The sequence below is a fragment of the Streptomyces sp. NPDC007205 genome, assembly GCF_040634095.1.
GTDB lineage: Bacteria > Actinomycetota > Actinomycetes > Streptomycetales > Streptomycetaceae > Streptomyces.
In genome coordinates this window covers 1-10184 of record NZ_JBEYEW010000083.1, presented here as the reverse complement: position 1 = coordinate 10184, position 10184 = coordinate 1, and the positions used below count along the sequence as shown (strand labels likewise).

At 66.8% G+C, this 10184-nt stretch carries 9 protein-coding genes and 4 pseudogenes; 8 read left to right on the top strand and 5 right to left on the bottom strand.

Annotation, left to right across the window (positions count from 1 at the left end):
- The coding region (locus ABZ624_RS40815; RefSeq protein WP_360100391.1) for a DNA-directed RNA polymerase subunit alpha C-terminal domain-containing protein at nucleotides 1–388 on the top strand (388 nt) is incomplete at its 5' end.
- A gap of 50 nt (nucleotides 389–438) precedes the next feature.
- Nucleotides 439–544: pseudogene (locus ABZ624_RS40810) on the top strand (RdlA protein); the annotation flags it as partial.
- Between the two features lie 72 nt (nucleotides 545–616).
- On the opposite strand, the gene ABZ624_RS40805 reads toward ABZ624_RS40810, so the two are convergent.
- Nucleotides 617–1480, bottom strand: a complete 864-nt coding sequence (locus tag ABZ624_RS40805) for a trypsin-like serine protease (protein ID WP_360100388.1) — start codon at nucleotides 1478–1480, stop codon at nucleotides 617–619.
- A gap of 63 nt (nucleotides 1481–1543) precedes the next feature.
- On the opposite strand from ABZ624_RS40805, the pseudogene ABZ624_RS40800 reads away from it, so the two are divergent.
- Nucleotides 1544–1857, top strand: a pseudogene (locus tag ABZ624_RS40800) (IS30 family transposase); the annotation flags it as partial.
- Between the two features lie 150 nt (nucleotides 1858–2007).
- Here the strand turns inward: ABZ624_RS40800 and ABZ624_RS40795 are convergent.
- Complete coding sequence (locus ABZ624_RS40795) at nucleotides 2008–2403, bottom strand: hypothetical protein (RefSeq protein ID WP_360100385.1); 396 nt, start codon at nucleotides 2401–2403, stop codon at nucleotides 2008–2010.
- A gap of 265 nt (nucleotides 2404–2668) precedes the next feature.
- On the opposite strand from ABZ624_RS40795, the pseudogene ABZ624_RS40790 reads away from it, so the two are divergent.
- Both ABZ624_RS40790 and ABZ624_RS40785 read left to right on the top strand, forming a co-directional pair.
- Nucleotides 2669–2905: pseudogene (locus ABZ624_RS40790) on the top strand (recombinase family protein); the annotation flags it as partial.
- 118 nt (nucleotides 2906–3023) lie between these two features.
- Nucleotides 3024–3608 carry a resolvase gene (locus ABZ624_RS40785; protein WP_360100382.1) on the top strand — a complete coding sequence of 195 codons (585 nt, stop codon included), beginning with the start codon at nucleotides 3024–3026 and terminating at the stop codon, nucleotides 3606–3608.
- A 264-nt stretch (nucleotides 3609–3872) separates the two neighbouring features.
- Here ABZ624_RS40785 and ABZ624_RS40780 read toward each other — a convergent pair whose 3' ends face one another.
- Both ABZ624_RS40780 and ABZ624_RS40775 read right to left on the bottom strand, forming a co-directional pair.
- A complete protein-coding gene (locus ABZ624_RS40780; RefSeq protein ID WP_360100379.1) occupies nucleotides 3873–5666 on the bottom strand; it encodes a hypothetical protein in 1794 nt (597 codons plus the stop codon).
- On the bottom strand, nucleotides 5633–6301 hold the full coding sequence (locus ABZ624_RS40775; protein ID WP_360100376.1) for a hypothetical protein: 669 nt from the start codon (nucleotides 6299–6301) through the stop codon (nucleotides 5633–5635). Before ABZ624_RS40775 ends, ABZ624_RS40780 begins: the two co-directional genes overlap by 34 nt.
- A gap of 695 nt (nucleotides 6302–6996) precedes the next feature.
- Here ABZ624_RS40775 and ABZ624_RS40770 point away from each other — a divergent pair.
- A pseudogene (locus ABZ624_RS40770) lies at nucleotides 6997–8107 on the top strand (IS630 family transposase).
- A gap of 17 nt (nucleotides 8108–8124) precedes the next feature.
- Here the strand turns inward: ABZ624_RS40770 and ABZ624_RS40765 are convergent.
- Entirely contained in the window at nucleotides 8125–8355 is a 231-nt protein-coding gene (locus tag ABZ624_RS40765; protein ID WP_360100373.1) for a hypothetical protein, read from the bottom strand.
- Between the two features lie 674 nt (nucleotides 8356–9029).
- Between ABZ624_RS40765 and ABZ624_RS40760 the strand changes: the two genes are divergently transcribed.
- Nucleotides 9030–9431, top strand: coding sequence for a hypothetical protein (locus ABZ624_RS40760; protein WP_136217636.1), 402 nt, complete (start codon nucleotides 9030–9032; stop codon nucleotides 9429–9431).
- Between the two features lie 337 nt (nucleotides 9432–9768).
- The gene (locus ABZ624_RS40755) at nucleotides 9769–10098 is read left to right on the top strand and encodes a hypothetical protein (protein ID WP_360100370.1); all 330 of its coding nucleotides are present in this window, start codon (nucleotides 9769–9771) and stop codon (nucleotides 10096–10098) included.
- The last annotated feature ends 86 nt before the right edge of the window (nucleotides 10099–10184 follow it).

The following is a 10184-nucleotide window of genomic DNA, read 5'->3' as shown; positions in this document are numbered from 1 at the left end:
CGCCGGTAAGACCCTGGTCGAGCTGTTCGGTCTCGCCCGCGAGCTGAACATCGACGCCGAGGGCATCGACATGGGCCCGTCCCCCACGGACGCCGTCCTCGCCGCCGACCTGGTACTGCCGATCGAGGACCTCGACCTCACCGTCCGCTCGTACAACTGTCTCAAGCGCGAGGGCGTCCACTCCGTGGGTGAGCTCGTCGCCCGCTCGGAGGCCGACCTCCTCGACATTCGCAACTTCGGTGCGAAGTCCATCGACGAGGTCAAGGTCAAGCTCGCCGGCATGGGCCTGGCCCTCAAGGACAGCCCGCCCGGATTCGACCCCACAGCCGCCGCCCTCGGCGCGAACGACGATGCGGACTCAGGGTCCGCGGAGATCAGGCAGTACTGAACACTGTGCTGCGCTGCGCTGCGCCGGTCATAGGAAACTTCCCGTAGGGGGAGCAGTGCACCGAGAACTCGGCCCAAGCCAAGGGCGACGAGCCGCTCTCGCACATCCTGGACCAGATCCGGCGTCCTGTCCGGCAACGGGGCAGACAACCAGTGACCTCGAACACCTCGAAGCCCCGCTCTCCGGAGTACGGCCCTTCGCCGTGAGCGGGGTGCGGATCAGCTGGGCTCAGTCCTCGTCCTGGGCGCGCCGGTAGAGCCTGGCGATGTCGTCGTCGAAGTACGCGGCGTAGGAGACATCGTCCTGGTCGCCGCCGCCCTCGTGGCCGCCCAGGACGCCGATGACCGTGCCGGTGTGTCTCTTGGGGTCGTAGTCGGCGAGCCAGGGGCTGCCGCTGGTCCCGCCCTCGAAGCCGGTGCACTGGATGCGCAGCTGGGTGTCGCTGAACTTCGTGGTGCGGTTCTGGCACGAGATGGGGGTGTCACGGCTGGTCGGATAGCCGGTGATCTTGACCATGTTGTCGAAACCGCGGTCTATGCCCAGGGTGTTGCCGCCCAGGACGTCCTGGATGTCCTTGCCGTCCTTCTGGTCGAGGACAAGGAAGGCGACGTCGAGGTCCTCGTCCTGCGACTTGGCCCAGCGGTCGTCGACGACCACCTTGCTGACCTTCCACAGGCCGGTGGGTTCGTCGCCGTTGCGGTAGCCGGGGGCGAAGACCAGGTCGTTCACCGGCTGTCCGGAGTCCGCGTCGAAGGCACAGTGAGCCGCGGTGATCAGCATGTTCCGGCCCGGACTCTGCACCACGCTCGCCGTGCAGAAGTGGGCGCCCTGGTCGTCCTTCTCGAAGACCGCGCCGATCCGGGCGTTCTCCTCGGTCCTGCGTGGGGTGTACGCCTTGCCGTCCTGGGCCGAGGCCGTACCGGAGAGGTCCTGGTCCTGCGGGGACTGGCCTGGCTCGCCGGACTTGCCGAAACTGCTGCGCCCGCTGCTTCCGGCCGTAGGGGTTTTCTCCGCGGCGTCGCCCACCACTGCGGCAGCCCCGAGGATGACCAGCGTGAGGGGCAGGATGGATTTCCTGACTATCGAGCGCACAAGGTCATTATTGACGCGGGCCGTGAATTCGGGAGGTGCTGCCCCTGGAGGCTCCCGTCACAATCCACCGTCCAGACTCTGCCCTCCCACCTCCGACGGTCCCTGGCCTGGGACCAGAGAGGCGAGATGGGGGCCCACGGCGTGTGAACCATCGCCACCGGCATCCCGGTCTACTTCTGCCACTCGACCAGCCTTTGGCAGCGCGGCTCCGACGAAAACACCCACAGCCTGCTCCGCACTTCCAACGGCACCACCTGTCGGTCCACGCCCGCAAGGACCTGGACACCGTCGCCGCCGAGCTCAACAGCCGCCCACGCAAAGCGCTTCACGACTTCGGGAGGCACCAGGGCACACCGCGAATTCGAACGCTGCTTTGAGTTTCGACCCGCGAGGCAGCTGCCGGGGTCTGGCAGGCGGTGTGCGGCGGCCTGCCTGCCGACACCCATCCGAACGTAGCCACGACGTTCCCGCGATCTCGTGTGTGCGGCGCCGGCTGCGTCAGAGTCGCACAGGCGGCCTGGACGTGCTCAGTGGTCGCCCGTGTGCGGGCGCACGGGACGTGGCAGCGGCTGACGCCAGTCGCCCAGCCGCGTGAGGAGAAACTGGCGGGCGAGGGAACGTATGTCGTCCCACGCCGGATCTACGGCCAGGGCGTATTCCCAGAGGCCGACGCGGCAGGTCGCATCGATCTCGCCGAGGCGACGGCCGATGGCCCGAAGATCGCGCAGATCCTCGGGCTCGAAGGCTCCGCGCTCCGCCAGTCCTTCGGAGACACGGCAGAGAAGCTCCACCTCTTCGACGACGTCCTTCGTCTCCAGCTCACGCTCCCCCAGCCAGGCAAGTTGATCCTGGGTGTCGGCTGCTAGGAGGGCCGCGAGGCGCAGCGTCCAGTTGCGCAGGTGCGCGTCGCCGAGATGGTTCATACGTGCAGGATCGCACCTAGCTCCCGCAACCGTGCGCGGAGGGGCGGGGGCGGGGGGACGGAGGGGCGGAGGGGTGGCACCGGCCGGCGCGACGCCCGGGGAGGTTGAAGCGCGAGTACTGCTGCCGCAATCGAACAGCGCCAGACCGTGGTGCCTCCCGAAGTCGTGAACATCTGCGGTCCGTTCTCATGAACAAAGCCAGTGATTGGTGACAGGGCTTGGTGACGAATAGGGTCCGATCCTCCGTACGGAAGGGGCCTTGTTGGTGAACCTGGTCTGCAAACGGGTCTCGACTGGCCAGCAGTCGACCGCCCGGCAGAACCTCGTCCTGGACAAGGCCAGGATCGAGGACCCGATCCCGTTCGAGGAGGAGGCCGGCACCTCCAGCCGCCTCCACCCGCTCCAGCGCCCGAAGTTGGGCGGACTGCTGGCGTACGCGCGGCCGGGCGACACCGTGCATATCTCCGAGATGTTCCGCCTCATGCGCGGCACCGGGCACATCCTCGACGTGCTCGACGTCCTGCACCGCGACCGTCTCGCCCTGCGCATCCACGACGGCGCGTTCTCCGCGACGGACCTCACCGACGCCACCCACGCAGCGGGAGCTGACGTACGACGGATTGCGTGCCGCCGAGGCGAAGGGCAACAAGGGCGGGCGCCGGCCGGCCGGCCCGGCCGGGAAGACCGACGCCGTGCGCACCGCGTACCTGGAAGGCCGGTCCATCGCCGCCCTCGCCCGCGACCACGACGTCAGCCGCGGCGCCATCCGTACCGCCGCCGCCGACCTCCTGCCCGAGCACGCGGCCGTCGACCCGGGCGCACCAGCCCAGGAGTTGCCGGTCATCCTCGACATGCCGGGCAAGGTCGCCGACTTCCTCCGCGTCGCCGACTTCCTCCGCGCCACCGACCTGAAGCCCGCCGAGCGCGCCACGCTCGATCAGGGCGTGACTGTACGACGCAGCCAGGGCTACACCCTGCGCATCACCGCCGTGCCCGTGATCCACCGGCAGCTCCTCGACCGCTGCCAGCCCCTCGACGGCACTGCGGCGGTGCCGGCACAACGCAAGGCCCGCCGGGAGTACGCGAACCGCGCCAGCACCCTCGGAACCACCACGCGCCATGATCACCGGCTTGCCGTTAACCGCTGTACCGATGTTCCCCGAGGCCGATGTCAGCAGGCCGACCACACACCCGCAGGCTGTTGACATGGGGTGACGTCGACGCCTGTCGCCGAGTGTTCTGGGCACGCCACCACCGCACACGTCGAAGTCCTCGCACAGCCAGCGGTACAGGCAATACGGGTCCCCTCGTCCTCCTCCGCATCACCCCGAAAACTGGGGCCACTGGAGGCATCCTTGCGGGGGCCGCTCCAACTTCACAGACATCCAAGGAGTGACGAGAAGCAGGAAGAGAGGGCAGAGGGACAGAGGCCTTCCTCGATGCAGAGCGTAGGCTCTTTTTTTCTGCTTTCACTCCGAGCGACAGGCTGTGTCAGAAGCTTCCGGTCCCCACCACGGATCGGCAACACTGCCGTCAGCCTTCAGCCCGTATCGGCGCAGCTGTTCTGCCCATTCATCATCGAGGACTTCAGCCAGGTCTTCGAGGTCCCTAGGGTCCCCAATGTCAGCGCTTTGGCGGGCGAGGCTTTTGGCTTCTTCCTGATCTCCTGCTAGCTCTGCTAGCCAGAGCTCGATGCCCAAGCCACCTGCGTGCCCCTCGTCAGCGGCTGCTCGAAACAGTCGTTCTGCGCTGTCTCGGTGTCCGGCCTTCCTACATCCCACAGCGAGCTCGTACAGGCTGTCTGGCGCTCCGGCATCACGAGCTTGGAAGGCCGCACGTTCAGCTCCATCCCAATCGCCAAGCTTTTTCCGTGCGCGGACCAATCCTTGAAGGGCCATTCCATGGCCCCCTTCGACCATTTCCTGAGCCCAGCGCTCGACTTCCTCAGGACAGTCTCTGGCTACCCGCAGAAGGTGGTCAATTTCAGAAGCCGACTTCAAGAGATGAGCGACCACCTCTTGAATCCCGCCGTCCCATTCCATCCGCCGCAGTGCGTAATCATATCCAGCCCTTATAGCCTCTCGGACCATACGTTCAATGGCATCGTGATCTCCAGTCTGACCCCGCGCGTGTGCAAAGGCTACGTGCCACAGAGCAGCCGGAAATCCTGCGATGGCAGCTCGCCGAGCGAGGCGTTCGGCGCCTTCCCAGTCTCCATGTGACGTCCTCACCACAGTCAGGTCGTACAGCTCACCACCGTCCGCACGATCGGCTGCCTCCCAGGTGATCCGTTCGGCGCCTTCCCGGTCTCCCATCTGTCCACGCATGTGAGCCAGGAGATACAGAGCGTCGACGGCCCCGGCATCAGCCGCACGGCGGTAAAGGAGATCGGCGTGACGCAGCCGCAGTCGAAACCGGGCGGCCTGGCCGAGCGACTTGAGACCTTCAGGCCCGTGCAGATGGTCTGCGGCAGCAGTCCAGAAGCCCTCTGGAGGGACCCACTTACATCGCGCTCTGGCCCTGTCTTGAGCAAGGTAGTCGGCTAGCCGGTACACGGACAGACCGATTGCGGGGCTCCCCGGCAGAGGGAGCTCGCGGGTGAGGGGGCCGGGGATTCCATGGCTGGGCTGACCGGTATAGGTGAGAGCGCGGGTGAACCAGGTGGCGCGCCAGTGGTCGTCCTGGGTGCGCCAGTGGTCAGGGTTGAGGTATGCGGCCGCGGCCGTGCGCAAGAACTCCTCCGGGAGAGGTTCGCTGACGCCGAGGCGCCGGGCGTCGGCGGCCGCGTCCAATACAGCAAGGGCCTCAACGGGGGCTTGGGCGTAGAGGCGGAGTAATTCCTGCGCGCCGGCAAGGTACTGGGTGATGCGTGTCCCACCCTTGCCCAGCGCCTCGGCCAGGCGCGCATCGTGCACTGCCAGGCGACGCAGGTCCGCCAGCGCCGCTTCATCGAAGTCTTCCGCCACCGGGATTACCGTGCCCGAGCGCAGCAGGGCGCGGGCGTTCTGGTGCGGATCTTCCTTGGACGGGGTGCTGAGTGTTCTCAGCGGATCACGCCACAGTGTTCCCACGATGAGAGCGGGCCCACGGCCAGCGGTGTGGAGGAAATCAGTCAAGGCAGCGGCGGCCTGCTCACCCTGCTCAGGGGCGTGCGGGGTGTACAGGTAGCGCTGCAGTTCGTTGAGCCACAGTACGGTGTGCGCCAGGCACTTCTGCCGCTTCAGCCCGTTCAGGAGGGAGGCTCGATCGGCAGGCCTCCACACTCGCCACCCTGCGGGCAGCTGCCGGATGGCCTCCCATAGCGCCCGGGTCTTGCCGGTGGACGAATCCGCAACCAGCACCACCAGTCGGCTGCGCTGCTGTGCCGAGCCCGTTCCTTGGACAGCCGGTGATCGTGTTCACGCTCCACGTATGCCGGAAGTGGGTCGGTCTGGCTGTCGTCCGGCGGGTGACTGGCCTCGATGGCGGGGTGTATCTCCAGGTACCCGATCGGATCTGCATCCGCGATCAGTGCTCCCAGACGACCAGCACCACGCTGCGGCGGCGGCTCGTTGACAGACTCCTCACCGCGCTGAGCATGCTCCCACAGGTCCTTCCAGCGACGCTGTGCGGCCACACGCGCGTCCCTGCCTTGTTTGGTTGTCTCAGCTGGGGCACCTGCCCACTCCCGTAACACCGCAACCAGGGCCCACAATTGATCGAAGTCCCTCGGCGGAGCCGTTCCGTCGATCCAGTCGCGCACCGCGGTCCTGGTCAGCGGCGTAACCTGCGCAGCAGTCTTGTTGGCGATCTTGATCGCTTGTGCCCGCGTATGGCCGCCACGCAGAGCCCGCCCTTCCAACTTGGCGAGTTCCCCAGCCAACACCGCATTGCCCGGCGATCGGATGCCATCCCGCATGCCCCTCTTCCCCCTTTTTCAGCGTCCCGTGCTTCCGCTACCGGATCCGCCGCGTCCTCGGCCTGCGGTTCACAGATTCCATCCAGCCAGTCCGGTACACGCAGAAAGCATGCTCACTCCGCTTTGTCCTGTTTCCGGCGTTGCATCACCCGGGTGCCTCCCCCGGGAGACAGGGCGACTCATAGATCCGCTCACCATTGCGCCGTGGCCAGCTTGGGCGCAGTACCAATTCTGGCCGCTACTGCCGTGTTCGTCGCGCGTTCCGCCATATACGGCGACCGCCCTACCGCTGTCCTGCCCGCCGTGGCAGAAAGTCATCCGCGGCACCCGCACCAGCCGTTGACCCAGCGGCATGGCCTTTGAAGTGGTCCAGGCCGAGACCTTGCTTGACTTCCCCGTGGTCGTCCTCGAAGCGTCCGAGGATCGTGGCGAGGCAGACCAGTTCGGTGGTGGGGCTGCCTTTGGGTGGTCGGACAGCCAGAACTGGGGCGGCTGCTCTCGGCGTCTAACCAGCAGCCACACGTCCGGCGGCACGCCGTCCCAGCGGCCGTGCTCGCCTACCGCCGACCCGATGCGCCCGCACCTTTTGACAGTGAGGGCGCGGCCGGCTAGTGCTGTGACCGCGTAGGTTCGCCGGGTTGGGGGGCGTGGCGGTTGGATGTGCGGTGACGTCCGATCCGACCGTTGGAGCCGCGGTGGCCGAGCCTGTCCGTGTGCGCAGACTGACCGACCAGGAGGGGCAGAAGCTGCAGCAGATCGTGCGCCGTGGCAACACGAGTTCGGTGCGGTACCGGCGGGCGATGATGCTGCTGGCCTCGGCCGGCGGGAACCGGGTGCCGGTGATCGCCCAGTTGGTGCAGGCCGACGAGGACACCGTCCGGGATGTGATCCACCGATTCAACGAGATCGGCCTGGCCTGCCTGGACCCTCGGTGGGCGGGAGGCCGTCCCCGCCTGCTCAAGCCTGACGACGAGGACTTCGTCGTGGCGACGGCCACCACCCGACCGGCCAAGCTCGGCCAGCCCTTCACCCGCTGGTCACTGCGAAAGCTCGTCGCCTACCTGCGCAAAGTCCACGGCCGAGTCATCCGCATCGGCCGCGAGGCATTACGCTGTCTGCTCGTCCGCCGCGGCATCACCTTCCAGCGCACCAAGACCTGGAAGGAATCCCCAGACCCCGAGCGGGACGCCAAACTGGACCGGATCGAGGAAGTACTGGACCGCTTCCCGAACCGGGTCTTCTCCTTCGACGAGTTCGGCCCGCTCGGAATCCGACCCACCGCAGGCTCCGGCTGGGCTGAGCGCAAACGCCCCGACCGGCTGCCCGCCACCTACCACCGCACCCTACTTCCACGGCTGCTACTCGGTCGGCGACGACACCCTGTGGGGCGTCAACCGCCGCAGGAAGGGGGCCGCCAACACGCTGGCCGCGCTGAAGTCGATCCGCGCAGCCCGGCCCGACGGCGCCCCGATCTACGTCATCCTGGACAACTTGTCCGCCCACAAAGGCACCGACCTCCGCCGCTGGGCGAAGAAGAACAAGGTCGAGTTGTGTTTCACCCCGACCTACGCCTCGTGGGCGAACCCGATCGAGGCGCACTTCGGACCGCTGAGGCAGTTCACCATCGCCAACTCCCACCACCCCAACCACACCGTGCAGACCCGGGCCCTGCACGCCTACCTGCGCTGGCGCAACGCCAACGCCCGCCACCGCGACGTCCTGGCCGCCGAACGCAAGGAACGCGCCCGCATCCGCAGCGAGAAAGGCATCCGCTGGGGCGGTCGACCCCTGTCAGCGGCGGCCTGAAGCAATAGGAAAGTGAGTCACCTAAATCGTTTGGCGGCGTTTGCCCGATAACGTTCCAGCACGCCGATGGACAGTGCCGATGTGGCCATCAGCCCGAACACGATCGAGCTCGAACCACCGCCGTGATGGCGCTCCCAGATACGGAATCCGGCCAACAGGACAACGACTCCGAACAGCGCGACCTGTATCCACCTGAGGGCCACGGCCCGCTGGCCGTAGACATCAGCGTTGCTGTCACTTGTGCGCACCGGGACTCCTCTGCTCCTTCAGTGCGCCGACTGTACTGGTGCAGGGAGCCATCAGCACGACCCAACCCGAACCTACGCGGTCACAGCACTAGAGCGGCCCTCCGGATCCGCACACGTACGTAAATCGCTGCCGTTCTCCAGGACTTCCTGCGTTCAGGCTCCGATGCAGCCTTCTATCATCTGTGTGAGCCGACCGGCCAGCATTCCTCAGTGCGTCTGTCCGGCGGTGTCGAGCGGGCGGGGCGGGTGGAGCGGTGCGTTGGAGAGTGCGCAGGAGTGCCCCTCATGAAAAGGCCGGGGACAGACTGCCTGGTACTGGGCCCTCGAACCGGTGGAAGGCTCAGGGCGATCTGTGGCAGGCATGGCTGCGGCATTCGGTGGTGGGCGTCGATCTGCTCATGTGGTGGACGAACGCAAGCAATCTACGCGGCCTGGTGGGGGACGGCCGTTATCGGGAACGTCTCATCGCCCTGCTGTCCCAAGCGTCACCGCGGGACTGCGCGGCGATAGGGCTCGGCTGTGAACGTCGGATCGACCGGCCATGCCGGGAACCGCAGACTTGCAGCCGTCCCCCCGTCGAAGGGCCGGCCGCCGACGCTCCGGAGTTCCGCATAGGCCCGATACCGGGGGCCTGTAGCTCCTTCGTGGACTGCTGGAGGGGAACCGGGCTGCACGTGGAATTCACCTCCGACGACCGTCATCGGGCCGTGCACCTGAAGGACAAGACCGAGAAGGTCGGCGTGTGGGTGGACGGTGTCCCACTACCGGAGGATGCCTGGCTGGACGTGTCCGGGTACTGGGTCGACGACCGGTTCTACGTGGTGCAGGCCGCAGGCCCGGAGGACCACCCTGAACAGGAGCTCGCTATGGGCCATCTGGGCTGCAGGGTTCTCGCTGTGGTCATCCACGACGTCCAACAAGCCACTACCCGGATGATCGTGCCGGACGCCACGGAGACGTGGACCGATCCATGTGTGCGTTTGGACGGCGGCACATGGCGCCTGTACGCGGATGGGGCCACCGCCGAGGCCGGCAGGCCGGCGCGATTGTTTCCTGCCGTACCACCGTCGGTCTGACGTTTCCTGCCCGGGTCCCCGGACGACACCGGGTGCAGATACACCGTCCCGGCGACAAGGGCGAGGACTATATTCGGTCACCGCTAGCGCTCTGACCACATAGGTTCTGCGTGAGCGGGGACGCAGCGCGGTCCGCTTCGCAGTGAGAGCCGGCAGCCACCAGGACGCAGTGGTTGCCGGGTTCCTGGACTTCCTCTGCTCCAGGCGGGACCTCGCCTTCGACGGCCGGTCCCACCACAAGGTGGCATTTCCGAGTCCGGTCGGGTCCTTCGATCCCGCGCTGTTCTGCTCGCCGGCACTGGGCCGGGCATGCGCTGCACATCCAGGAGCAGCGCGGGTGACGACAGCCTTCGCCGTGTTCAACCGCGAGATCGAGGACGGGGACCCGGAGGTGCTGGTCGACGCCCGCATCCATGGTCACGCCTCGCTGCCCTACAGCGACTGTGGACGATCCCCTTATCCCGCCGTTGACATGCGCTTCGACATCCAGCCGTCGTTCTACCGACCGTCACCGAAGTTCAAGGTCTTCCGGCCGGCCGACGTCCAGAAGCTCATGGACGTAGTGTCGACGGCGTCGCCGCAGAGCTGGCTGGAGGTGCGGTCCTTCCGAGGCGAAACCACGCGCCTCCGACCCGACACGACCATGTCCTTCGCTGACGGGCCTTGACCCCTGATCTTGGACACACGAGACACTGGATCCTGAGGATCTGAGAACGGACATCTCGTGGTCATGAAGAACTATCCGCCACAGTT

Coding starts and splice junctions, on each gene's coding strand:
- ABZ624_RS40775 (WP_360100376.1), bottom strand. CDS start 6,301: ATGCGGGATGGCATCCGATCGCCGGGCAATGCGGTGTTGGCTGGGGAA.
- ABZ624_RS40795 (WP_360100385.1), bottom strand. CDS start 2,403: ATGAACCATCTCGGCGACGCGCACCTGCGCAACTGGACGCTGCGCCTC.